The organism is Pseudoalteromonas fenneropenaei (assembly GCF_042643375.1).
GTDB classification, from domain to species: Bacteria; Pseudomonadota; Gammaproteobacteria; order Enterobacterales; family Alteromonadaceae; genus Pseudoalteromonas; species Pseudoalteromonas fenneropenaei.
In genome coordinates this window covers 1-22,634 of record NZ_JBHRSD010000026.1, presented here as the reverse complement: position 1 = coordinate 22,634, position 22,634 = coordinate 1, and the positions used below count along the sequence as shown (strand labels likewise).

Sequence of the window (22,634 nt, the reverse complement as noted above, 5' to 3'; positions counted from 1 at the left end):
GACATGACGCCCATGCTCAACTCATTTTCAGGAGTTATTTAATGTCTATTTGGTTTCGTCCCATTACCTTAGAACTTTGCCAGCAGTTAGATGAAGGTATGCATGGTAAAGGCTCACTGATGAAAACCCTTGGGATCAGCATCAGTGAAATCGGTGATGATTATTTAGTTGCAACTATGCCCGCAACGCCCGCGCACCATAACCCGATTGGCATGGTACATGGTGGCGCCAATGTCGCGCTCGCCGAGACTGTGGCCAGTTATGCGGCCAATTTTGTGGTTGATTTTGAACGTTTCTACTGTGTTGGTCAGGAGATCAATGCCAATCACCTTAAAGCTTCTCGCAATGGTTTACTCACTGCCACAGCAAGGCCGCTACATTTAGGTAAACGCACCTCAGTATGGGAAGTAAAGATCCACAATGCCAAAGGAGAGTTATGCTGCGTATCGCGTATGACAGCCGCGGTTGTGGCGCGCGCGGGTTGTTGAGCGTTAATTTGATCTGCCGCAAAGCAACCGCATTGCGCTGCTCACAACGCTCAGCATAGTGCGTATACTGAGGGCATGCTCAACAAGGCGAGAATAGCACCATGCCAGCGGTTAAGCTCATCCATGTGTTACATGCGATTATTTGTTGTGGCCTAGCGCTTATTTTGCTCGGCCATTATTTTATTACTTCCAATACATTGGCGCACCTTGGCCCGCTAGGTTTTGTGATCAGTGCGGGTTGCATTGCCTTTGGCCTGATCTTGTCTTTACCAACTAAAATTTACCTAACTATTTTGTTAATGCGGCGGGAAAAGCCAGTAGACCGTTAGAAGCGGGCTTAATCATCGAAACAAAACATCAAAACCATCACACCATTAGTGATGCTTTTCAAGTTGTTCTTCGATTTGCTTTTGCCGCTCGTCCATAAGTTGCTGAACATTTTTTGCATCTTGGAGTGTTTGTTTGATGGCTTGCGGATTTAATGTAGTCAGACCGATATCTGATTTAGCAGGTGTGGACGACTTCACTTGTGCTGCTGGCAGCTGCGATTCAGCAGGGATAACAGTGATTCGACTGGGGTCTAGCTCTAAGGTTTGACTAGGTCCTGCTGGGTTGGGCCTATCAGAATAATGCCACACTCCTTGTGCATCTTGCCAACTATAGATTGTCGGGTTTGGCTGTTGTGCGCTGTTGTCATTGCTATCTACTACTGATTTTGCTTGCTCAAGTAAGGTCGCACTACTTTGCTTAAGGGTGTGAAGTTGCTCATCGAACATTTGCTGACTACTTTCGCTCAGCGCTGAGAACGACAACCAGGTTTTACCATCCGGCCGCTTCAACATAAACAAGCTTGCCACCGCGACTAACATTAACAATATAAAAAAATAACTCGCATACTTCATCGCACAACTCCTTGCTGCGTCTAAACCGGCCCAAAAATTAGGTTTGCGGCTGATACTGACGCAGGATTTTACGATAAGCCTCGCTGCCAATAAAGTCTGTCAAAAACTCATTAAACGCCTGACATTTTTTAGTGGCTTCGTCATTTGCGGCAAACTGCAGTTGTAATGGTGCCGAGCCCACCACAAAACCCGCTTTTACTCGCTCTAATAGCAGAGGAGAGCGCTTTTGATACCAATCTAAAGTTGGTTTGGCGACCACCCCAAAGTGCGCCTGTGCGGTGGGTGCTTTGGCCACTGCGATTAACAACTCAAGTTCAGAATAATAATCACGCCGTTCAATCTGGCCTGTCGCCACTGCGTTTTCAAATGCCGGATAAGTGTAACCAAAACGGCCAAAAAAATCGCCCCTCGCAATTGCTCAATGTGTTGAAACGACGTGTCACTGCTGGTAACGACCACATCTTCAACTGGCAATAACGGTAAACTCCAACAATGTTGGCTAGTGCCTAAAAACCAAGTTTCGGACTCAATGCGCGCATCCACTTGCTGAGTTTGAATAAGCTTTAACGTGCGCACTTCAGGCGCATACTGGATCTTAAGTGGTTGCCCTGTAGCTTCGGAATAAGCACGTAAGATATCCAAGACAATACCAGAGCCTTGCTCAGGACTCAGTACATAAGGTGGATAAGGGGAATTTAATAGAGCAACCGACAGCGGCGTGTTTGACTGCTGCAGGTTTGCAGAGCTAAGCGCAAACACCTGAGCAACTGCCAGGCTCATTCCAGCGAATAGTAACCACTTCAGCAACAGCCTCATTGCCTCTCCAACACAACCTCAACCTTAGCGTGCAAGTTAGGTTTTAAGTTCATATATCAAGGATATTAGCAGCGAATGTAACCGTCAGATAGCAAAAAGGCGCGTCCGCTGCGCCTTTTTAGGAGAATGAAAAAATCGTCACGCGTTTCTAATTAAATACCATCCCCGTCAATATGCAAGCCACATTCGCGATTTAATCCAAAGAAACGTGTTTCTTCTTCGCTCATGCCAGGCTCCAATTTCCGCGTGGTGTGGACATCACCCATAGAAACATAACCTTGCTCCCACAATGGGTGGTACGGTAAATCGAATTTGGTCAGGTACTGGTACACATCGCGGTTGTGCCATTCAATAATTGGATAGACTTTAACCGTGCCACGGCTGATTTCCAAAATGGGCTTATCAGCCCGCGTTGACGACTGACTGCGACGTAAACCACTAAACCAAGTACCCGCACCTATGTCTTGCAACGCGCGTGTCATCGGCTCAACTTTGTTCAGCTGATTATATTGTTTAATCCCCGCTTCACCTTGCTCCCACAGTTTACCGTAACGCGCTTCTTGCCAAGCTGGGCTAAATGGTGAGCGGTACACCTGCAGGTTGAGCTTCAAACGCTCAGTAAGCTCGTCAACAAACTGATAGGTTTCTGGAAACAAATAGCCCGTATCGGTCAATACCACCGGAATATCTGGGCGCGCTTGCGTGACCAAATGCAACATTACGGCAGCTTGGATACCAAAGCTTGAGCTTAAAAAAGCGGTATCAGGCAAATTTTCCAATGCCCAAACTACACGCTCTTCTGCCGTTCTTGACGACAACAAGTGATTAGCCTCGGCCAACAAGGCGGCCTGCTCTTCACTACTGAGTTGTAATAACTGTTTATAGTCGCTCATGTTTTTTCTTGGCGGGGGACTCCCGCCAAGCCTCATTCATTTAATGCTGTTAAGCGTGAAAATCCGTTTTGGATACTTTCACTTCAGCAACGATGCCTTTGCGAATAACAAAGTCACCAAATCCTTCGTTTTCAGTACGCTCATTAACCCACTTACCAATTAGCGCATCCAGCGCTGGCAGATAAACGTCTTCGCCCACGTTTTCTAGGTATAGTTTTGGAATACGCGTGCCTTCACGGTTACCACCTAAGTACACGTTGTATTTGCCTGGGCCTTTACCCACTAAACCGACTTCGGCCAACATCGCGCGGCCACAGCCGTTCGGGCAACCTACCACACGCAGAATAATGTGATCTTCCGCGACATTGTGTTTAGCAAGTAGCACTTCCACTTTGTCGATTAAGTCTGGTAAGTAACGCTCAGCTTCAGCCATTGCCAACGGACACGTTGGTAACGCCACACAGGCCATTGAGTTTTTACGTTGCTCGGTGTGTGAGTCGTCAATCAAGCCATGTTCACGAGCTAATTGCTCAATCAGTGCTTTTTGCTCGGCTGGTACACCCGCAATGATTAAGTTTTGGTTTGCTGTCATGCGGAAATCACCTTGGTGAATTTCAGCGATTTTGCGACAACCTGTTTTTAATGGCTTATCTGGGAAGTCTAAAATACGGCCGTTTTGGATAAACACAGTTAAGTGGTGTTTACCGTCGATGCCTTCTACCCAACCAAAGCGGTCGCCACGGTGGGTAAACTCATATGGACGGCTTTCTTCAAACTTCACGCCTGCACGGTTTTCTACTTCCGCTTTAAATGCGTCAGTACCAAACGCGTCTAAGGTGTACTTAGTCTTGGCGTTTTTACGGTTTACGCGGTTACCCCAGTCACGTTGCACCGACACCACGTGCTCAGCGATTTTCAGCGTGTGCTCAAGCGCGATAAAGCCTAGGTCGTCTGCTTTACGTGGATAGGTTTCAACATCGCCGTGGGTCATTGCCAGACCACCACCAACTAACACGTTAAAGCCAACTAACTTGCCGTTGTCTGCAATAGCCACAAAGTTTAAATCGTTGGCGTGCACGTCCACTTCATTGTTAGGTGGGATCACCACTGTGGTTTTGAACTTACGAGGTAAGTACGTTGAACCTAAAATTGGCTCTTCGGTGGTTTCGGTTTTTTCACCGTTTAACCAAATTTCTGCATACGCTTTAGTGTGCGGCAGTAAATGCTCAGAAATTTTCTTCGCCCACTCATAGGCTTCTTGATGTAACTCAGACTCAACTGGGTTGGTGGTACATAACACGTTACGGTTTACGTCGCCCGCCGTTGCAATTGAGTCGATGCCCACGCTGTTTAGCATTTGGTGCATGCCTTTGATATTCGGCTTTAATACACCGTGAAACTGGAAGGTTTGACGCGTTGTTAAACGAATACTGCCATACATGGTTTTTTCATCGGCGAAAGTGTCGATGGCCAACCATTGCTTAGGCGTGATAATACCGCCTGGCATACGAGCACGTAGCATCACGTTGTGCAGTGGCTCGAGCTTTTGTTTAGTACGCTCAGGACGAATATCACGGTCGTCTTGTTGGTACATACCGTGGAAACGGATCAACTGGAAGTTGTCGCCGTTAAAACCGCCGGTGAGTTGATCCGATAGATCAGCTTCAATGGTGCCACGTAAAAAGTTACTTTGCGTTTTCAAGCGCTCGTTATCAGCCAACTTTGCATTTGGGTCGAGCTTACTGTTTGGCTTAAATTCTGAATTGCTCATGTTAAATCCTAAACTCTGTTCTTTGACGGTAGTAAACGTGTAGTTTGCAGCGTGACGACCAGCCCCTTAGCGGCCGTCTATTGCGTCTTCGCTTAGTACACGTCTTTTTGATAACGATGCGCTGCGCGCAATTCTTTTAAATACTCTTCGGCTTGCTCAGCGTCACGGCTTGAGTGTGCAACTAAAACATCAACAAGCGCCTGATGCACATCTTTCGCCATACGGTTGGCGTCGCCACAGATATAAAGGTGCGCGCCTTTTTCTAACCACGCAACCACTTCAGCACCTTTTTCACGAATACGGTCTTGTACATAGACTTTTTGTGCTTGGTCGCGGCTAAAGGCCAAATCTACCTTAGTCAGTAAGCCTGATTTCACATACCCTTGAATTTCCACTTGGTACAGGAAGTCTTGTGTAAAATGCGGATTACCAAAGAACAACCAGTTTTCGCCTGCCGCACCGCGCGCATCACGCTCCTGTAAGAAAGCGCGGAATGGCGCAATACCTGTACCTGGACCAATCATGATCACTGGTGTGTCGTCGTTTTGTGGCAAGCGGAAGTTGTCGTTGTGCTCAGAGAACACTTTCACTTTTGCGCCTTCTTCAGCGCGTAGCGCTAGGTAGCCCGAACAACCGCCGTGGTGTTTTTCACCAAAGGCATCAAACTCAACTAGACCCACCGTTAAGTGAACTTCTTCTTCCACTTCTGCTTGGCTAGACGCGATAGAGTACAAGCGAGCTTGCAGCTTACGTAAACAATCGACTAAGGTTTGCGCATCGATTGTTGCAGTGTTCTGCTTAATCACATCGTAAATTTGTCGCTCGTTTAAGTACTCGCGCAGTGCTGCCTTGTCTGCAACTAAAGCTTGTAGCGCTGCATTTGCAGTCACTTCTGCATATTTCTCAACAAAGCCAGGGTATGACTGAGTAAGCTCTAATTTTTCAATTAACGCGGTGCGTATTGAAAGTGTTTCCTCACCCACTTTTACCTGCGCATCAGCATCTAGGTTCAATAACGCTAATACTTCGTCAACGCGTGCTTCATCGTTCAGGAAGTACACGCCTAACGCATCACCCGGTAAATAAGTAATGTCTGAGCCTTCTAATGAAATTTCGATATGGCGTACGTCTTTAGTTGAATCACGGCCAGTAATTTTTTGTACCACGCTGAGCTCAGCCGCAAATGGGTTTTGCTTGTTGTATTGTGAAGCCGGTGCTGATACCACAGCAAACGGATTCGCTGCCGCTGGTGTGGCTGCAGCTTGTGCTTTTACAAGCGGTTCGAAGGCGTCTAATGCGCCGGTTAGCCAAGTCGCAGCTTGTGCATCATAGTCAACATCTAAGTCAGCGCGAGCATGCAACACGTCCGCACCTAATGCGGTTAAACGCGTTTCAAAATCTTTTGCGGTTTGGCAGAAGAATTCATAGCTGGTGTCGCCAAGCCCTAGGACGGCGATTTTCACTCCGTCCAGTTTTGGCGCTTTCTTGCTGGCTAAAAAGCCATGTAATGCTTCTGCGGGTTCTGGCGGTTCACCTTCACCATAAGTAGACACCACAATCGCGATAAACTTTTCTTTCTTTAAGTTAGCTGGCTTGTAATCCGCCATATTCACTAACTGCACACTCAGACCACGGGCTTGCGCTTGTTCTTTCAGTTTATTAGCAACACCTTTGGCATTACCGGTTTGCGAACCATAAAGAATCGTTAACGGTGCGCTCTCAACCGTTGGCGCGGTTGCAATGCCAGCCACAGCCGCACTATTTGCACTAGCAGCCAAATAACCACTGACCCAAGCTTGCTGGATTGGATTAAGTTCCGCCACCAGCCCTTGTAACTTCTGAATTTGCTCTTGTGTCAACGGACTGGCCGCAGCACTGAGTAGGTTTACCAACATGTGAGATTCCCCGTAACCCGAAACGATAATTTCTCCCCGTCGGGAGAATGGATTTCTATCCGTGCAGAATACTGAGATCTTGGCCCAACAAAAAAGAATAGAATCGCCTTTTATATTCCATTTAGTTATTGATGAGATAAATATCCTGCAAAAACAGTTTAAAAGAATTATTAAATAAAATGGGACAGGCAATGTTAACATTAGTATAACAAAGGCACCGTAAGCTCGGCCTTTGTTTTTAATAACACTATAAAATAGAGAAAAATATGAAACACGGGAAAATTACCTCAATCTTAGCACTGGCTGCCAGCAGCTGTGCTCTTTACGCCTCGGCGGAGGTCGCCAATGGCGACTTTGAAAGTTGGTCAAATGGCCTACCGAGTAATTGGTCTATTATCGATAGCGGAATTAACGTTACTGCAACCTCGCAGTTTGTTAAGTCTGGCCAAACTGCGGCAAAAATTATCGTTAACACCACAACGCAAAGCGAAACAGACTTCCTGCAAGAAGTGCCAGTGAGTGCAGGCCAAAGCTATACATTTAGCACTTGGCTATACCACACTGAAGGTGGCGTCAAAGCCCGCTTGTATGTTGATGGCTATCAAAATTACTCCGACAACACGCAAGTCAATCAATGGCAGCAAGTTAGCTTTAACTATACGGCTAGCAGCACCAAGAATATCCAAGTTGGTTTGCGCTTTTATGATGTAACGGGTTTTGATGGTAGTGAAGCTGTCTATGTTGATAACTTTCAACCGACGACCACAACCACCACACCTCCACCGCCACAAAGCTGTAGCGCCCACAACGTAACACTGAGCCTGACCACAGATAACTACGGCAGCGAAACCAGTTGGCAACTCAGCTCCGCAACGGGTACTGTAGCCAGCGGTAATGGCTACACCAGTAACTCAACCAACACTGAAAACTTCTGCCTAAGCGACGGTGACTATACCTTTACTATTTTCGATGCTTACGGTGATGGCATTTGTTGTAGCTATGGTAATGGCAGCTACAGTGTTAAAGAAGGCACCACAGAGCTGGCTGCTGGCGCTACATTTACTTCGCAGCAGAGCCACACATTTACCCTAGGCAGTAATAACGGTGGTGACAATGGCGGCGATAATGGTGGTGTAGATACCAGTGGTTACTATGCTTCAGCCAATGGCCTAACAGGTTACAACTTAAAAACTGCGCTCTATAACATTATTCGCGACCATTCCAACCAAGGTTACGGCGCGATTTGGACTTTCTATGACCAAGTGGGGCGCGATCGCTATTTCGAAAACGACAACTCGATTTTAGACCGTTACTCAGAAAAACCAGCGGGTGCAGACAGTTACTCGTACACCGCAGTAGCCGACCAATGTGGTAGTTATAGCGCTGAAGGTGGTTGTTACAACCGCGAACATTCATTCCCGAAAAGCTGGTTTGGCGGCACAGTTGAACCTATGCATTCTGACGTACATCATATTTTTGCCACCGATGGTTTTGTTAACGCCAAACGTAGCAACTATCCATATGGTGAAGTTGCCAGCGCCACTTACACATCGAGTAATGGCAGCAAACTTGGCGCGGCAACGACAAGTTTAGGCTATAGCGGCACGGTATTTGAACCTATCGATGCGTTTAAAGGCGATTTCGCTCGTGCTTACTTCTATATGGCAACACGCTATCAAAATGTCATTGGTAGCTGGCAAAACATCACCACTTCCAGCGATGCGGTGCTAAACGGTAGTAGCGATCAGGTGTTTGAAGCTTGGGTAGTCAACATGCTAAAACGCTGGCACCAGCTCGACCCAGTCGATGCTGCAGAACGCGCGCGCAACGATGCGGCATTTAACCACCAAGGTAACCGTAACCCCTACATCGACCATCCAGAGTTCGTAGAAGCGATTTGGTAAGGTTTGAATTTAACAAGGCCAGCACACGCTGGCCTTTTTTATCTTTGCTAGGCGCAGCAGGAAGCGGCTGACACTTCATAACTTTCACAGAACAAAGCATAAGCGCCGAGCAAGGGTGCATAACTCAGTTGACTCGCGACTACGCTCAGTTGCGGCACCAATAGTGGATGTAACAGCTGCTCTAAGCTTGCTTGCATTGCAGGGGCAAATAAGCCAAAGGATTGCGCCACTGAACCACCCAATACTACTTTGTCGGGATTGAATGCCAGCACAGTGAGCGCGATGGCTTCACCAAGATATTGGCCAAAACTGGCAAATTGCGCCAACGCAGTAGCATCGCCCTGTTTAGCAAGTTCGGCCTGTACTGCACCATCCAGCCCAAGACGGCGAAAAAACTTACCACTGGTAAAATCCTCAACCACGCCATCGCGATAGGGGAAACTGCCAAACTCCCCCGCTGCAGCAAATTTACCCGTGTAGAGTTGTCCATTGAGAATAAGCCCAGCGCCGAGCCCGGTGCCAAGCGTTACCGCAACTAAGTTGTCGACGTCATGGTCGCCATAAGCAAACTCACCCATCGCAAAGCAGTTAGCATCGTTGTGTACCACAACCGGCACAGCAAACTGTAATTCCAAAAATGCCTTGAGCGGCACATTTTGCCAAGCAGGAATATTCACTGTTTCCAGCACCACGCCATTAACCATATCGACCATGCTGGGTACGCCAATGGCAATCCCCACAGTGTTATCGCTCACGGCGTGTGCCACAATGGTGCGGATAAATTGATTTACTTCCGACAAACTACCTGAACTTGGTACATCGTAACGTTGTACCGCACTCATTTTACCATCACGGATCACCACCACATTGGCTTTAGTGCCACCAAGGTCAACACAGATCACCTCTTTCATACTGGCTTTAGCACCGCCGAGATCAACACAGTTCACCTCTTGCACGCTGGCTTTTGCCCTGCCTAAATCAACACAGCTCACTTCTTTCATGCTGGCTCCGGCTTGCTTGCTGCACGCTTACTAAACAAACCTAAAGTGTGGTTGCGCACCAAAGGTTTTGCCCAAATACCGACACTTAAGATATAACCGAGCGGCAATAGCAACACTAACATTGCCAGTTGCAACGAGCCACTCCACTGCGCCAGCAAACCTATGATGGGTGATGCAATCGCACCGCCTACGATCCCTGTGCATAAAATCCCCGCTACCGCGCCATGGCCACTTGCCAATGAATTCAGCGCCAAAGAGAAAAGTACCGACCACATAATAGATAAAAAGAAACCACAGGCAGGAAAAGCCAATAATGCCCAACTTTTGTTGCCAAATACTGCCATCAGCAATGCAATCGCCGCCGATAAAGCAAATACCATCAGCACACGCTGCGCATCAAACAGCTTTAATAACACTAAACCAAACAAACAGCCTAAAGTCAGCATCAGCCAGAATTGGCTCACCACTTCCGCCCCTTGAGTGTTTGGGTCTACTTGATGATATTGTTGTAATAACACCGAAATCGAGTTGGCTATACCTTGCTCCAGTGCCACATAGGCAACGATTGCAAAGAAGAATTTAATCACCGTTGGGTGTTTAAAGTAGTGCCAAGTTTGCGCCGCCTCCACCGTTTCATCAGCTTGGCGAGCTGTACGCGTAATAGGTGTCAACGCAATCCAAACTAACAACAGTACGCAGACCAGCGCGAACAACCAATACATCACCACCCAGCTCATATCTGCTGGCACCAATCCGGCAAACCACGCCCCTACACCTTGTTGCTCAGCAATACCCTGTACTAAATAACTGAATACCAGTGGCGAGAGTGTCGCTGCTGCGCCAAAGGCAAGCTGCGCCAGCACCGAAAACGCCGCAAAATGCTGACTGCCACCACTGCTGCGTAACAATGGATTAATCGCCACCTGTAACAGCGCCATCGCAGTGCCGATACAAAATAATGCCCCCATCGCCACTGCAAAATACGGCCAAAGTGCAAACGTCAGTGCGCCTAACATGGCGAGTAAAAATGCCGCCAACATAGTGGCTTTTTCACCATAGCGTTGTACTAACAAACCTGCTGGAATAGACATCACGCCGTAAGCAATGAAAAATGCAAAGGGAAATAAACCAGCTAGCGTCAAACCAATCTCAAAGCTGCTGATCAGTGCGGGGAAAATAGGCCCCAGAATATTTGTGATAAAAGAAATGGCAAAGAAGGTGGCTATCACCAAAATTACCACAGGTACGTTGATTTTCATCTGCTCCTCCGATAGCCACCAAATGGGCCGTTGTCCTGTATTTGACCATTTAGAGGATGAAAATGTAGGCAATTTCAATGCGCAATTGATACAAACCAATCATGTTAACAAATACGAAACAAGCGCATTGCAGGTGACTCCTTCACCTACAATGTGCTGGCCGATACGGCGAGATTGTTACTTCTCTAAAGTCCACAGCGCCGGTGTGGCAGTTGGCTGCCAGTTTGCTTGTGATGTGTGAGCTTGCAACACGGAGTAGATCTTATCTTGATAAGACACGAACTCACCCAGTTCATAAACGGTTGTGGCTTGCCACGCTGGCGCGTAGTTATCCATGGTATCGAAACGATAGCCAGCCGCACGCGCCTGCTCAGCAAATGCTTTTAGCTTAGGTAAGTTAATGGTTGCACCTTGACCACGCGGACCATCTTCAAATAAAAAGTCATGGGTAAGAATGACGACTTTGTTGTGTGCGATACCGTCGCTACAGTCTAAGTTTGGTGTACGGCTGTTCAGTGGATTCATCACGGTAGCATTACACTGGTTGATAACGCTTTCCATATTTGCCACCATTGCCACACCATCGGCCATCGTTTCTGCAGGGAATGCTACCCCCCAGTTTTCTGGACCCCAATCGAAATCCCAACCATAGACTTTATAGTCATTCGCTGCGAGCTTGTCGGTAATTTGAATCGCAACTTGAGAACTGTTCGTTGAGGTGGCAGGAGTGCAGTTAAATGCAGGATCCCATGGTGGTACCGTATCCGACGTTGCACACAAGCCATCCCCTTTCATCACGGACGTAACACGCCAACCGTTGGTGTAAGGGAGACGCGCCATAGTGCGCATTTTGAAGTTTGGATACAGCTCTGCATCGGGAATAAGCGCCAATAACTTTTCGGTATTGAGCGCAAAAAACTCATAGTCTGATTCCACATTCTGATACGACTTAACCGGCCACAAGCCCACTTCATTACAGTACTCAGCGCCCGAACGTACACCATCAGTACAGTTATGTAGCATATGGTCATAGCTGTGGTTCGCTACCACATGGCCGGCATCAAATACCTTGCGCATTGCTGCCGCCGCCATATCTTCATTTTCATCCCCTTCGCCATACATGTGGAAGGCATTAATGAAAAAAGTCGCTTTAATATCTGCTTCGGTTAATGCATCAACCAGTGCGCTTGTAGCATTAATAGGACCATCATCAAAGGTCAAGAATATAACTTTGTCGTCAGATGGTTGTGCCGCTAACACGCTACTGAATAACACCGCAGCAAGTGAGGCAGATAATTGAGTGAGTTTCATAAATTGTCCTTATTGTTGATTGTTTCAACATATTTATAACAATTAAGAAGCGACTTAAGTGATACGCAACCAGCCAAGACTTATACTTTTTACGCGCAAAAAAAAGACCACCTGAGGTGGTCTTGCCTTTACACGCTTTGACAGTCGGCTTAGCCTTTTCCTTAAGAGCATCTACCCACTGCGCTAAGACTCCTTGTTAACTCTGTATTCCTTCATTCGGCGATGCATACAATGTGCATCCTAGTCAGATTTGATTGTCGCCAAAGCATTGCTGCTCTAGACTTTCTTGCTTCCTTGAGGTTTCCCTAAATTTCCATTAAGAATCCCTATTCTTAAAAAAAGCGGCTTAGTCCTTTAAGCCAGACACCAATAAGCCAATCCTGTTGACACAAGGTTTATCGCGGATTGATGGTCAAGGGAGATAAACTGATTTTTGCATTGCTGCTTGCTCCCATCCGCCCAACGTAACTCTTGCCTTCAAACAGGGTATAAAATACATCAACATAATCATCATCATTGCTAAACCAATGGTCAGGCATGGCTTTGATCAATTGATTGGTCAGTTGGGGGATCAGCGCATAGCCCTGTACTGTTGGATCTGGGATTGCGCGCATGGCAGCGGCCACAATATCCAATAAGGTTGTCGCCAAAGTTTTGTAATTAGTATTGTCATCGTGCTCCATCAGTAACACATCAGCAGCCTGCCAGCGGTATCTATCCCAATAGATCAGGATTTGATTTGGCATATAGTCTTTACCATCATCATCAAGATAAGGCATATCAACGATATCCAATACAGGTTCGTCGCGACTTGGGTTTACGCCATTAACGATGGCATAAATTTCAGCATTACCTAAGACCCAGGGCTCTTGATCATTATTAAGACGGATACGATCAAGCACGCTAGTCGAAATCGGCGTATCATTTAAAGTTTGTAATGGTTGGGCAAATTCTGCCTGACCCTGACGCGCTGCCGTAAAGGCTTGCTGCATCACCGCAAGGCCTTCTTTGAGGCTTTGTTTGGCATCAATTTCTAGCACCAATACGGGTTGCGTTGGTACGTTATGCACGTCAAGTAAATGTACATTGCCAAAGCTGTCAAACGCTTCAACATACTGCCAGTGCTTTTCATCGCCTTGCGGTGCAAATGCGACCAAAGGCTGTTGGCCCTGTTGCCATGCAGATAACATCTCAGCATTGACTAAGCGTAGCTGGTAAAGGTCTGCACCTACGCTGTTTAATCCTTTTAGCTCGCGAGTACGTTGATTCGCTTGCTGCACACTCGGCAATAATGCTGTTGAGGCGGCAAGGTCTTGCAATCCGGCTTTTAATTCATAGCTAGAAAAAGCCTGTTGCCACTTGGCACCACTGGTTGGTAACTGAGTTGCCAACTGGCGCGCCATGGTAGATTTTAGGTTTGCTATCTCATTGCTTTGTACTTGTTGCTGATGTTGCGATGGTTGCGACGTTGCAGCCAAGCTGGCATCAGCCTGAGCTGCACTACTCAGTACCACCATAGTACTAGCAATAGCCATAAGTGTTTTCATATCTGCTCCTTAGCGTATTCCTCGTGTGTTGGAGCGTACATTAAACTTAATTTAACAATTTTGCAACTGGTTAATTATTTTTTAACAAATGAAGCTGAGGCACGCTAAACGACTATATGTAGCATGCTGCATTTGGTTAGAGTAAAAAATCTATCTGGCGCAGCTAAGCGCCACAGGATGAGAGGATTATTCAGCGACAGGATATAAAGTGATTTCCATTCCCGCCCCGATAGCAGAAATGCGCAGCAAGGTATCTACATGTAACGCCTGAGAAAACAGTTTAGGTGCGTAGCCAGAACTAAAGCCAATATCGAATGTCCGTTTACTACAACTTAACCATTGCTTTAATGCCGCTTTTGAGCATGATTCAATTAACTCACACAATTGATTAATCGCATCGTCAGGATTGTTTACTTCGCCTGTAGCCTCAATACGTGCCAGCTGCCGATATTCATCACGATCATAATGCAGCACCACCGCAGTTTTACTTAAGTCTGCAACTAATGCACTGATATCGTGTTTTGATTCGAGTTCAAGATCAACATTTAAAAATTGGATTTCAGGTTTCAACGTGCCCATTCCTCTACTGACAAAGTAACAATGCATATCTTTACAAGTTTATCTAAGTATAGTCTTGCTGGCTATGCCAATCTGCGCCGCTGCGACAATTTGTCTTATTTACCCGCGCGCAAAATCGGGGTAGTTTAAACTTCAATCGCCACAAAAAAAGAACAATATGCTAAAAACTTGGCTAAAACCCGCACGCAAACTGCATAAACTGCTCGGCTACTTACTCGCACTGCAATTATTCGCTTGGCTACTCGGTGGCCTCGTGATGAGTGCGCTACCACTAGAGAAAGTACATGGTAAACATCTTGCCCAGCGCAGTATTGCTAACCCTTTTATACTTAAAGATTATCCAGCTTGGCAACAGCTCGCGCTAGCCACAGAAAGTGTGATCACGCAGCTGCATTTTACCCACTTTTTGGATACGCCCTTGCTAAAAGTTGAGCGTAGCGAACAACCCGCGCTGTATTTCTCAGGTAATACTGGCCAACCTTTTTCACCACCAACGCAACAGCAAATTCAAATTCAGGCCGAGCGCCATTATTTGGGGTCAGGGCAAGTCAGCAATATCACGCTTCTTGATGTAGCCCCCCGTGAAGCAGGCTTTAGAAAAAACGTCTGGCAAGTAAATTTTAACGATTCACTTAGCACTTCATTGTACTTAGATGCACAAAGCGGCCAAGTTATTACAGTACGCAGTACCCTATGGCGGATTTTTGATTTTTTCTGGATGCTGCACATTATGGATTATGATGAGCGCGAGGATTTTAATCACCCGCTATTGATCTTCTTCGCCGCTTGTAGCGTGCTGTTTTGTTTATCCGGCATGGTGCTGCTGTGCCAATCCCCACCTTGGCGCCGTAAGTCTTCCCTGCGTAGTTAAGTCACTAACCGAGCGCATTTTATTGCGCTCAGCACAATAGCTTAGTTATAGTAGCCCAGTCAGAAGTCCACTAAGTGAGTGACATGCGCTACCTATTGTTATGTTTAGGCTTTTTCGCTTTTTCCGCGATCAGCAACCCCATCGATAATTTCTCTGAGGCTAAACGCCATTTACAGAAAACCTTGCCTGCCAATAGTAAAACTTTGTACTGCGGCTGCGATATCAAAAAACAGGGCAAAAAGCTTGTGCCAGATACCACAGCGTGTGGCTATCAAGCGCGCAATCCGACCTTAAAAGATGGCAAGCCCAATCCTCGTGCCGAGCGGATTGAATGGGAACACATAGTTTCAGCGTGGGAATTTGGCCATCAGTTACAATGTTGGCAAAATGGCGGACGGAAAAATTGCCGCGCCACCAGCGAACAATTTCGCATTATGGAAGCCGATATCCACAACCTCGCACCCGCGATAGGGGAAGTGAATGGCGATCGCAGCAACTACAAATTTGCCATGTTGCCTGACGCCAAGCCGCTCTACGGCGCCTGTGAAGTCAAAATCGACTTCAAACAAAAGCTAGTTGAACCGCCACCCGCGGCACGTAAACGCATTGCCGAGGCCTATTTTTATATGGAAAAAACCTACGGCATGAGCATTGCGGATAAACAACGCAAACTCTTCAATGCTTGGCTCCAAGAGTGACGCCTGTAAGTGGTTTGTCACTTTGCAAGTGACCCCATTTTAGCTAGGCTAAACTTAAAGTCGCTACCAAGGTTTGTGCTGTGTAATTAAAGCTTGTAACTGAGCGAGTTTTTTGTCACTTTGTTGCAAATTAAGAGACGGAAAATCACACAGCGCTATACCCATTACTTGGAGTGGCAGGTAGGCGACAAATAAGCTCATCCCCATGAACATAGATCTCCTATGTGATTGTGGTGAGAGCAAACAGTCAACACCGTTGCAACTTCAAATAACACGGGTATAGGACGAAGAGGAACTCATGAATAAATTAACCCACAAGTTATCGTACACGTTATCGTACGCGTTATCGCACGCGACGCTTTTGAGCGGAATTTGTTTGGCATTAACTGCTTGCGGTGGGGGTGGCTCTGGTACGCAAACCGCCACACCTACGCAACCCACTCAACCCGTACAAACCACATGGCAACTCGGCGTCTACCCAGCCAGCAGTGAACTGCAAAACTTATGTGCCAATCCGCGCACTGGCATTGATGAATATACTGGAACTCGTTTTGCCGATAAAACCGGCTCAGCATTTTTGGAAAAAATGTGGCTACGCTCTTGGACCAATGAAACCTACTTATGGGCCAATGAAGTCGCCGATAAAGACCCCAACTCCTTCAGCGATGTCGCAAGCTATTTTGCGCAGTTAAAAACCACTGCGACAACCGCATCCGGTAAGCCTAAAGACTATTTTCATTTCTCTAGAAGCTATGAGGATTACGCCAAAGAATCCCTCAAAGGTGAAACAGCTGGCTATGGCGTACATTGGGCGTTTTTGAGTAATGTGCCCCCACGCGTGTTAAAAGTGGCTTATGTCACCGCAGATACCGCAGCAACGCAAGCGGGACTGCAACGTGGTGACCAAATCCTTGCCATTGATGGTGTCGATATTAACGACAGCACAGAGACAGGCATTGCCGCCTTAAATGCGGCGCTTTCTCCTCAGCAGGGTAAATCGCATCAGTTTTTAGTTAAAACCGTTCTTGGTGAGCAGCGCCAAATCACCATGACAGCAAGTAATTACCAACAACGCCCAGTACAAGGCAGCAAAGTAATTGAACACGCAGGCAAAAAAATTGGCTATGTGCAATTTAATCAATTTATTAGCGTCGCCCAACCAGACTTAATCAGCACCATAGAGCTATTTCGTAATTCTGACGTAAACGCCCTAGTGCTGGATATGCGCTACAATGGCGGCGGATTGTTGGCACTGTCTTCACAGCTTGGTTATATGATAGCGGGCCCAGGTCGTACTTCTGGTCGGGTATTCAGTAAAGCCATCGACAATGGTAAAGGCAACCTCTACGACAACGCCGCGCAGCAAACTACCGCGTTTTATAATCGCGAAATTGACTATCAAGCTGGTAAGTTTACCAATACCGCCTTACCCGATTTAGACTTAGACACTGTATATATTTTAACGACTGGCAATACCTGTTCTGCTAGTGAGTCGTTGATCAACGGTCTGCTTGGCATTGACGTCAATGTGGTCTTAATCGGCACCACTACCTGTGGCAAACCGTATGGTTTCTTCCCAACCCAGAATTGCGGTACGGTTTATTACAGCATCCAATTCAAAGGCAGCAATGAAAAAGGCTTTGCAGACTTTACCGATGGCTTCTCACCTACGCAAAACCCGCAAACTGAAGCTCAGGTCAAAGGCTGTACGGTAAGCGATGACTTTAACCATGCGTTGGGTAATGAACAAGAAGCCATGCTAGCAGGCGCATTACAACATTTAGCAACGGGTCAATGTCCTGCCGCTAAACCGCAACTTGCACCACGCCCTGCGCCAGATGGTAAGCCGTTGGCTATACCAAGTAACGTATTTGATAACGGTACTATCGTATTGCCACTGCGAGAAATCTAACTTTATAAATGCTCTTGAAGCTTAGCTGCAAGAGCATTTTCACTTGCAACTCAACGCAATTTTCACAACACTACCGGCTCGCATGCTGGAGTAATCATGAATATTCAACCCATTACAACGCTGACCCCACAGCTAAAACACGCTTTTCATGCGCTGCAGTTTGAACCAGAGAGCTTTCAACAAACTGACTTTGCGCAGTTTGATGTAGCCTTTCCCGACAAACTAAAAAATGCCGTTGCCAAACGCCGTGGCGAATATCTTGCGGGCCGTATTTGCGCGCAAGCTGTGCTGGCGCAATTGCAGCAACCTCCGACTCAAATAGCCAGTGGCGAAGACCGCGCACCGATTTGGCCACAAGGCGTGGTCGCATCCATTACCCACAGTAAAAATATCGCGATTGCAGCCGGCTTTATCAGCCAAGTGTCCAACGCGGGGTTAGGGATTGATGTGGAGCATTTGATGAAAGACAAACAAGAATTGGAGTTACAGCGCCATATCCTAGCACCCGGCGAAGAAGCATTGCATAAAGAACTGGGCAAGCATTTTTCTCATCCACTGACGCTGATTTTCTCCGCCAAAGAAAGCATTTTTAAAGCCTTATACCCCAGCGTGCGGAAGTTTTTTGGTTTTGAAGCGGCGCGTCTTATTGCGTTTAGCCACAACCAGCTGCAGTTTGAGATGCAAACTACGCTATGCCCACAAGTGCCTGCGGGGTTAGTGCTCAGCGTGCATTATCAAACACGCGAGCTGTGGCTATTGACCGAATGTGAGTTTATTCCTTCATAACAGCAAAACCTACAGCGCTGCGTATGAACCCTGTTAGATCAATACGCAGCATGTGGCCTAGCCCAAAGTAAAAGGGTCAGCATCTAAATGGGCCGGGAAACGGTGTCGAAATGCCTCAAGCGGGGCTTTATCTAAAGTGGCCATCACCACACCAGCTGTATCATCACTAACTTGCGCCATTGGCTCAGCTACATAGTTGTACGCCGCGGTGCCACCGTTATGAGCTACGCCATTACCATCCGCACCAACTCGATTACAAGCCAGCACATAGCATTGGTTTTCAATCGCCCGTGCTTGCAACAAAGTATCCCAAATACGACGACGTGCTGCAGGCCAGTTGGCCACGTTGACCATCACATCATAATCATTGCGATTGCGCTGAAACACGGGAAAACGTAAGTCGTAACAGACTTGCGGAAGAATGCGAAAACCATTTAAGGTAAATACGCTACGCTGCTGGCCAGCCACCACAAAATCACCTTCTTTACCCAAACAAAAAAGATGTCGCTTGTCGTAATACTCAACTCTGCCATCTGGCCAACACCAGTAAAAACGGTTGGCTTTTTTGTCACCTTGTTGCACCAACACTGAGCCTGCAACCACAGCTTGGTGGCGCGCCGCCAAAGTTTGCAAAAATTGCAAACTGGCGCCGTGCACAGCTTCCGCGCAATCAAGATTAATGGCAAATCCAGTCGCAAAGGTTTCTGGCAATACAATGAGTTCGGCACCAGCTACGTTTTCCAGCAAGCCATTAATCTGTTGGTAATTCGCCTCAGGGTCGAGCCACGCGATATCGGTTTGCACTAAAGCGACCGTTAAAGTTGACATAATTTCTCCGCTGCACGTATAAGGGTACTGTCTTCTTTCGCAAAACACAGGCGGATCACTTGGTCTGCTGTTGGGGTTTGATAAAACACGCTAAGGGGAATAGCTGCCACCCCCACTTCACTCACCAAATATTGGCAAAAGGCCACGTCGTCCAAATCTGAAATGGCACTATAGTCGAGCAGCAAAAAGTAAGTACCTTCACTTGGCAATACTTTAAAGCGGCTACTCGCTAACGCGCTTACCAATACATCCCGCTTAGCTTGATAAAATGCACTTAATTCATCCACATGCTGAGGATGCTGCGCCAACATATCCGCCAAGGCCAATTGCGCAGGCGTAAAGCTAGAAAACGTCACAAACTGATGGATTTTACGAAACTCTACTGCCAATGCAGGGGGCGCAACGCAATAACCCAACTTCCAACCCGTACAATGGAAAGTTTTACCAAAACTCGAGATCACAAACGCCCGCGCAAAAATCTCAGGGTCGCGCAGCGCACTCCAATGCACATGACCATCAAATGTAATATGTTCATACACTTCATCGCTAATAAGCAATAAATCATGTTTGATGAGCAAGGCTTTTAATGCCTGTACATCGTCAAACGACAGCACTTTGGCACTCGGATTATGGGGCGTATTGACAATAATAGCGCGGGTGCGGGCAGTCACACGACTCTGCACAAGTTGCCAATCGATGCCATAATCGGGCGCGAGCAGTGGAATATGCACCGCCGTACCACCAGCAAGCACAATTGCAGGCTCATAAGAATCATAAGCCGGATCAAACACAATAACTTCATCGCCCTCAGCAACTACGGCTTGAATTGCCACATATAGGGCTTCTGTGGCACCAGAAGTGACGGTGACCGACGCCGCGGCATCAATGGTTAAGTCATATTTGCGCGCTACCAGCGCGGCGATTTGTTGCTGCAATGCTGGCGCACCGCTGGAAGGTGAGTATTGATTAAATCCCGCCTGACTGTGCCGGGCCAGCGCCGCTTTGAGTTCCGCTGGGGTGTCAAATTCAGGAAATCCTTGTGATAAATTAATGGCTTGATGCTGATTTGCCAAGCCCGTCATAGTGCTAAAAATGCTGGTTCCAACGGCAGGTAATTTACTCTTCACGGTGTGATTCTCATTGATTATGGTACTTAGCCGCACACGATGCTATCATTGCATCAATTAGATGTATAGCCGTCTAAATGAGTTTGGATGGCCTAACGCAAAGGTAACATAAGATGCACAATGATGCTGCAAAAACGGCACTCATCGACGCGGGCCGTTGGGTCGCTAACAAAGGCTGGGTACCTGCTACGGGTGGCAACTTTTCAATTCGTACCGAACACGGTTTTGTGGTCACGGCCAGCGGCCACGATAAAGGCAATTTGCAACCTGAGCATTTTCTTGAACTCGATGCACACGGCGTAATTGTTGCGGGTTCTGGCAAACCTTCAGCCGAAACCGAGCTCCATCTTAAACTTTACGCACTAAAACCAAGCACTCGTTGTATTTTGCATACCCACTCAGTGGCCGCTACTGTGCTATCGCGATTTATTCAAGGTGATACGTTTAGTGTAACCGGCTACGAAATGCAAAAGTCGCTTTCGGGCGTCACCACTCACCTTGAACCGCTCAATATTGCGATTTTTGATAACGACCAAGATATCGCACGCTTAGCGGACGTTGTTGCCAAACATCATGCAACAACGCCTGTGGTACATGGTGTGCTGATCCGCGGTCATGGTTTATATGCTATGGGCGACAGCGTGTTTGAAACCCGTCGTCATATCGAAGGCTTAGAGTTTTTGTTTGCGTGCGAACTAGAGCGCATTAAATTAGAGGGCACACGATGATTAAAGCCATCCTAACCGACATCGAAGGCACTATCACCCGCATTACCTTCGTCAAAGACATTTTATTTCCGTATGCCGCGGCGCATCTTCCTGATTTTGTGCGCGCTAACCACGCAGAACCCGCGGTTGCCGAGCAAGTCACCGCCGTGCGCCAAGAACTTAACCAGCCAACTGCAACGCTCGATGACGTGATCGATGCACTGCTCACTTGGATTGCCGAAGATAAAAAAATCACGCCGCTCAAACAGCTGCAAGGGCTCATTTGGCAAACGGGCTATGAGCAAGGCGATTTCACCGGCCACCTTTACCCCGACGCGATGGCGTTTTTGAATGTCATGGACGCGCAAGATATCGCGCTGTATGTCTATTCGTCCGGTTCAGTTAAAGCGCAGCAACTGCTATTTGCTTACTCTGATTTTGGTGATGTTCGCCCTTTATTTAAAAATTATTTTGATACCAAGGTCGGTGGTAAAAAAGAGCCACAGTCTTATCAGACTATTTTGACGCAACTACCCTATCACGCCCACGAAGTGCTGTTTTTAAGTGATATCGTCGAAGAACTTGATGCCGCAAAAGCCGCTGGCATGGCAACCTTACAGCTATGGCGCGACAACCAAGCAAGCAGTGAACAGCATCGTAAAATTAGTGATTTTGAGCAATTTGATAGCGAGTATTTAGCATGAATAAATTGAATATTTTCAGCGATAAAGACGCAAGTACCGTGGTACTTGAAAGCAACCAAGTTGAAGTAATACAAACGGAGTTAGCAAAGCGCGGCGTGCGCTTTGAGCAGTGGCAAGCAGGGGCAACTATCGATGCGACCACCAGCCATGATGCCATCTTAGCCGCCTATCAAGCCGATATCGCTCGCGTGCAACAAGACGGCGGCTACCAAACCGTGGACGTGATTTCGCTAGCAAAAGGTAACCCCAATGCCGCAGAGCTGCGTCAAAAGTTTTTGTTTGAACACACGCACGGCGAAGACGAGGTGCGTTTTTTTGTTAAAGGCCAAGGCTTATTTTACTTACACATCGGCGACGAAGTGGTACAAGTGTTATGCCAACAAGGCGACTTAATTTCAGTCCCTGCATTGACGGCACATTGGTTTGATATGGGCAGCGACCCTGAGTTTACCGCCATTCGTTTGTTCAACAACCCCGAGGGTTGGGTAGCACAAGCGACTGGCTCTGAGATTGCCAAGCGCTATCCTCTTCTGGGGTAAATCAAAGTAAAGTAAAAGATCCACCTTCTGAAGAAGGTGGCTTTGCATTAGCCCCCTAGAAGGGGGCGTTGTTTACTCTAGTGTCAGCTGAGCTTG

At 47.2% G+C, this 22,634-nt stretch carries 23 protein-coding genes; 10 read left to right on the top strand and 13 right to left on the bottom strand.

Annotated elements, in window-relative coordinates; all coding sequences use genetic code 11:
* Positions 1–41: 41 nt before the first annotated feature.
* On the top strand, positions 42–488 hold the full coding sequence (locus tag ACFOEE_RS14260) for a PaaI family thioesterase (protein ID WP_377125538.1): 447 nt from the start codon (positions 42–44) through the stop codon (positions 486–488).
* A 101-nt stretch (positions 489–589) separates the two neighbouring features.
* Positions 590–817, top strand: a complete 228-nt coding sequence (locus ACFOEE_RS14255; protein WP_377125535.1) for a hypothetical protein — start codon at positions 590–592, stop codon at positions 815–817.
* A 45-nt stretch (positions 818–862) separates the two neighbouring features.
* Here ACFOEE_RS14255 and ACFOEE_RS14250 read toward each other — a convergent pair whose 3' ends face one another.
* The 6 genes from ACFOEE_RS14250 to ACFOEE_RS14225 form a co-directional block, all read right to left on the bottom strand.
* On the bottom strand, positions 863–1,390 hold the full coding sequence (locus ACFOEE_RS14250; RefSeq protein ID WP_377125532.1) for a DUF4124 domain-containing protein: 528 nt from the start codon (positions 1,388–1,390) through the stop codon (positions 863–865).
* A gap of 37 nt (positions 1,391–1,427) precedes the next feature.
* Positions 1,428–1,697, bottom strand: a complete 270-nt coding sequence (locus tag ACFOEE_RS14245) for a hypothetical protein (protein ID WP_377125529.1) — start codon at positions 1,695–1,697, stop codon at positions 1,428–1,430.
* A complete protein-coding gene (locus ACFOEE_RS14240; RefSeq protein ID WP_377125526.1) occupies positions 1,691–2,206 on the bottom strand; it encodes a hypothetical protein in 516 nt (171 codons plus the stop codon). Before ACFOEE_RS14240 ends, ACFOEE_RS14245 begins: the two co-directional genes overlap by 7 nt.
* A 152-nt stretch (positions 2,207–2,358) precedes the next feature.
* On the bottom strand, positions 2,359–3,099 hold the full coding sequence (locus tag ACFOEE_RS14235; RefSeq protein ID WP_377125523.1) for a phosphoadenylyl-sulfate reductase: 741 nt from the start codon (positions 3,097–3,099) through the stop codon (positions 2,359–2,361).
* A gap of 49 nt (positions 3,100–3,148) precedes the next feature.
* The gene (gene cysI / locus ACFOEE_RS14230) at positions 3,149–4,870 is read right to left on the bottom strand and encodes an assimilatory sulfite reductase (NADPH) hemoprotein subunit (protein ID WP_377125520.1); all 1,722 of its coding nucleotides are present in this window, start codon (positions 4,868–4,870) and stop codon (positions 3,149–3,151) included.
* A 92-nt stretch (positions 4,871–4,962) separates the two neighbouring features.
* Positions 4,963–6,765, bottom strand: a complete 1,803-nt coding sequence (locus tag ACFOEE_RS14225; protein WP_377125517.1) for an assimilatory sulfite reductase (NADPH) flavoprotein subunit — start codon at positions 6,763–6,765, stop codon at positions 4,963–4,965.
* A gap of 266 nt (positions 6,766–7,031) precedes the next feature.
* Here ACFOEE_RS14225 and ACFOEE_RS14220 point away from each other — a divergent pair, with 266 nt between their 5' ends.
* Complete coding sequence (locus ACFOEE_RS14220) at positions 7,032–8,669, top strand: endonuclease (RefSeq protein ID WP_377125515.1); 1,638 nt, start codon at positions 7,032–7,034, stop codon at positions 8,667–8,669.
* Positions 8,670–8,716: 47 nt separating this feature from the next.
* On the opposite strand, the gene ACFOEE_RS14215 is transcribed toward ACFOEE_RS14220, so the two are convergent.
* The 5 genes from ACFOEE_RS14215 to ACFOEE_RS14195 all read right to left on the bottom strand — a co-directional run bounded on the left by ACFOEE_RS14215 (position 8,717) and on the right by ACFOEE_RS14195 (position 14,357).
* A complete protein-coding gene (locus ACFOEE_RS14215; RefSeq protein ID WP_377125512.1) occupies positions 8,717–9,670 on the bottom strand; it encodes an ROK family protein in 954 nt (317 codons plus the stop codon).
* Positions 9,667–10,929 (bottom strand): MFS transporter, encoded by a 1,263-nt coding sequence (locus ACFOEE_RS14210; protein ID WP_377125509.1) that lies wholly within the window; start codon positions 10,927–10,929, stop codon positions 9,667–9,669. Before ACFOEE_RS14210 ends, ACFOEE_RS14215 begins: the two co-directional genes overlap by 4 nt.
* Before the next feature lie 177 nt (positions 10,930–11,106).
* Complete coding sequence (locus ACFOEE_RS14205) at positions 11,107–12,240, bottom strand: polysaccharide deacetylase family protein (protein ID WP_377125506.1); 1,134 nt, start codon at positions 12,238–12,240, stop codon at positions 11,107–11,109.
* A gap of 395 nt (positions 12,241–12,635) precedes the next feature.
* A complete protein-coding gene (locus ACFOEE_RS14200) occupies positions 12,636–13,787 on the bottom strand; it encodes a DUF3103 family protein (RefSeq protein WP_377125503.1) in 1,152 nt (383 codons plus the stop codon).
* 186 nt (positions 13,788–13,973) lie between these two features.
* The gene (locus ACFOEE_RS14195) at positions 13,974–14,357 is read right to left on the bottom strand and encodes a hypothetical protein (protein ID WP_377125500.1); all 384 of its coding nucleotides are present in this window, start codon (positions 14,355–14,357) and stop codon (positions 13,974–13,976) included.
* A gap of 166 nt (positions 14,358–14,523) precedes the next feature.
* On the opposite strand from ACFOEE_RS14195, the gene ACFOEE_RS14190 reads away from it, so the two are divergent.
* The 4 genes from ACFOEE_RS14190 (at position 14,524) to ACFOEE_RS14175 (ending at position 18,633) form a co-directional block, all read left to right on the top strand.
* Positions 14,524–15,237, top strand: a complete 714-nt coding sequence (locus ACFOEE_RS14190) for a hypothetical protein (RefSeq protein ID WP_377125497.1) — start codon at positions 14,524–14,526, stop codon at positions 15,235–15,237.
* Between the two features lie 83 nt (positions 15,238–15,320).
* Entirely contained in the window at positions 15,321–15,935 is a 615-nt protein-coding gene (locus ACFOEE_RS14185) for an endonuclease (RefSeq protein WP_377125493.1), read from the top strand.
* Positions 15,936–16,233: 298 nt separating this feature from the next.
* Positions 16,234–17,847, top strand: coding sequence for a S41 family peptidase (locus ACFOEE_RS14180; RefSeq protein ID WP_377125490.1), 1,614 nt, complete (start codon positions 16,234–16,236; stop codon positions 17,845–17,847).
* A 96-nt stretch (positions 17,848–17,943) separates the two neighbouring features.
* A complete protein-coding gene (locus ACFOEE_RS14175; RefSeq protein WP_377125487.1) occupies positions 17,944–18,633 on the top strand; it encodes a 4'-phosphopantetheinyl transferase family protein in 690 nt (229 codons plus the stop codon).
* Between the two features lie 57 nt (positions 18,634–18,690).
* Here ACFOEE_RS14175 and ACFOEE_RS14170 read toward each other — a convergent pair whose 3' ends face one another.
* Together ACFOEE_RS14170 and ACFOEE_RS14165 are read right to left on the bottom strand one after the other, a co-directional pair.
* Positions 18,691–19,461, bottom strand: coding sequence for an amidohydrolase (locus ACFOEE_RS14170; protein WP_377125484.1), 771 nt, complete (start codon positions 19,459–19,461; stop codon positions 18,691–18,693).
* Entirely contained in the window at positions 19,449–20,543 is a 1,095-nt protein-coding gene (locus ACFOEE_RS14165) for a methionine aminotransferase (protein ID WP_377125674.1), read from the bottom strand. The genes ACFOEE_RS14170 and ACFOEE_RS14165 overlap by 13 nt, the downstream gene beginning before the upstream one ends.
* Before the next feature lie 158 nt (positions 20,544–20,701).
* On the opposite strand from ACFOEE_RS14165, the gene ACFOEE_RS14160 reads away from it, so the two are divergent.
* From ACFOEE_RS14160 to ACFOEE_RS14150, 3 genes are read left to right on the top strand one after another with little or no spacing between them, the layout of a single operon-like run.
* A complete protein-coding gene (locus ACFOEE_RS14160; RefSeq protein ID WP_377125481.1) occupies positions 20,702–21,316 on the top strand; it encodes a methylthioribulose 1-phosphate dehydratase in 615 nt (204 codons plus the stop codon).
* Positions 21,313–21,999 carry an acireductone synthase gene (gene mtnC / locus ACFOEE_RS14155; RefSeq protein ID WP_377125478.1) on the top strand — a complete coding sequence of 229 codons (687 nt, stop codon included), beginning with the start codon at positions 21,313–21,315 and terminating at the stop codon, positions 21,997–21,999. The genes ACFOEE_RS14160 and mtnC overlap by 4 nt, the downstream gene beginning before the upstream one ends.
* Positions 21,996–22,538 (top strand): 1,2-dihydroxy-3-keto-5-methylthiopentene dioxygenase, encoded by a 543-nt coding sequence (locus tag ACFOEE_RS14150; RefSeq protein WP_377125475.1) that lies wholly within the window; start codon positions 21,996–21,998, stop codon positions 22,536–22,538. Before mtnC ends, ACFOEE_RS14150 begins: the two co-directional genes overlap by 4 nt.
* The last annotated feature ends 96 nt before the right edge of the window (positions 22,539–22,634 follow it).

Excerpts from the sequence above, each read along its gene's own strand:
- ACFOEE_RS14185 (WP_377125493.1), top strand. The coding sequence starts at position 15,321 with ATGCGCTACCTATTGTTATGTTTAGGCTTTTTCGCTTTTTCCGCGATC.
- ACFOEE_RS14235 (WP_377125523.1), bottom strand. The coding sequence starts at position 3,099 with ATGAGCGACTATAAACAGTTATTACAACTCAGTAGTGAAGAGCAGGCC.
- ACFOEE_RS14215 (WP_377125512.1), bottom strand. The coding sequence starts at position 9,670 with ATGAAAGAAGTGAGCTGTGTTGATTTAGGCAGGGCAAAAGCCAGCGTG.
- ACFOEE_RS14205 (WP_377125506.1), bottom strand. The coding sequence starts at position 12,240 with ATGAAACTCACTCAATTATCTGCCTCACTTGCTGCGGTGTTATTCAGT.
- ACFOEE_RS14175 (WP_377125487.1), top strand. The coding sequence starts at position 17,944 with ATGAATATTCAACCCATTACAACGCTGACCCCACAGCTAAAACACGCT.
- cysI (WP_377125520.1), bottom strand. The coding sequence starts at position 4,870 with ATGAGCAATTCAGAATTTAAGCCAAACAGTAAGCTCGACCCAAATGCA.
- ACFOEE_RS14225 (WP_377125517.1), bottom strand. The coding sequence starts at position 6,765 with ATGTTGGTAAACCTACTCAGTGCTGCGGCCAGTCCGTTGACACAAGAG.
- mtnC (WP_377125478.1), top strand. The coding sequence starts at position 21,313 with ATGATTAAAGCCATCCTAACCGACATCGAAGGCACTATCACCCGCATT.
- ACFOEE_RS14165 (WP_377125674.1), bottom strand. The coding sequence starts at position 20,543 with ATGACGGGCTTGGCAAATCAGCATCAAGCCATTAATTTATCACAAGGA.
- ACFOEE_RS14200 (WP_377125503.1), bottom strand. The coding sequence starts at position 13,787 with ATGAAAACACTTATGGCTATTGCTAGTACTATGGTGGTACTGAGTAGT.
- ACFOEE_RS14255 (WP_377125535.1), top strand. The coding sequence starts at position 590 with ATGCCAGCGGTTAAGCTCATCCATGTGTTACATGCGATTATTTGTTGT.
- ACFOEE_RS14240 (WP_377125526.1), bottom strand. The coding sequence starts at position 2,206 with ATGAGGCTGTTGCTGAAGTGGTTACTATTCGCTGGAATGAGCCTGGCA.
- ACFOEE_RS14170 (WP_377125484.1), bottom strand. The coding sequence starts at position 19,461 with ATGTCAACTTTAACGGTCGCTTTAGTGCAAACCGATATCGCGTGGCTC.
- ACFOEE_RS14160 (WP_377125481.1), top strand. The coding sequence starts at position 20,702 with ATGCACAATGATGCTGCAAAAACGGCACTCATCGACGCGGGCCGTTGG.
- ACFOEE_RS14190 (WP_377125497.1), top strand. The coding sequence starts at position 14,524 with ATGCTAAAAACTTGGCTAAAACCCGCACGCAAACTGCATAAACTGCTC.
- ACFOEE_RS14180 (WP_377125490.1), top strand. The coding sequence starts at position 16,234 with ATGAATAAATTAACCCACAAGTTATCGTACACGTTATCGTACGCGTTA.
- ACFOEE_RS14150 (WP_377125475.1), top strand. The coding sequence starts at position 21,996 with ATGAATAAATTGAATATTTTCAGCGATAAAGACGCAAGTACCGTGGTA.
- ACFOEE_RS14220 (WP_377125515.1), top strand. The coding sequence starts at position 7,032 with ATGAAACACGGGAAAATTACCTCAATCTTAGCACTGGCTGCCAGCAGC.
- ACFOEE_RS14260 (WP_377125538.1), top strand. The coding sequence starts at position 42 with ATGTCTATTTGGTTTCGTCCCATTACCTTAGAACTTTGCCAGCAGTTA.
- ACFOEE_RS14210 (WP_377125509.1), bottom strand. The coding sequence starts at position 10,929 with ATGAAAATCAACGTACCTGTGGTAATTTTGGTGATAGCCACCTTCTTT.
- ACFOEE_RS14250 (WP_377125532.1), bottom strand. The coding sequence starts at position 1,390 with ATGAAGTATGCGAGTTATTTTTTTATATTGTTAATGTTAGTCGCGGTG.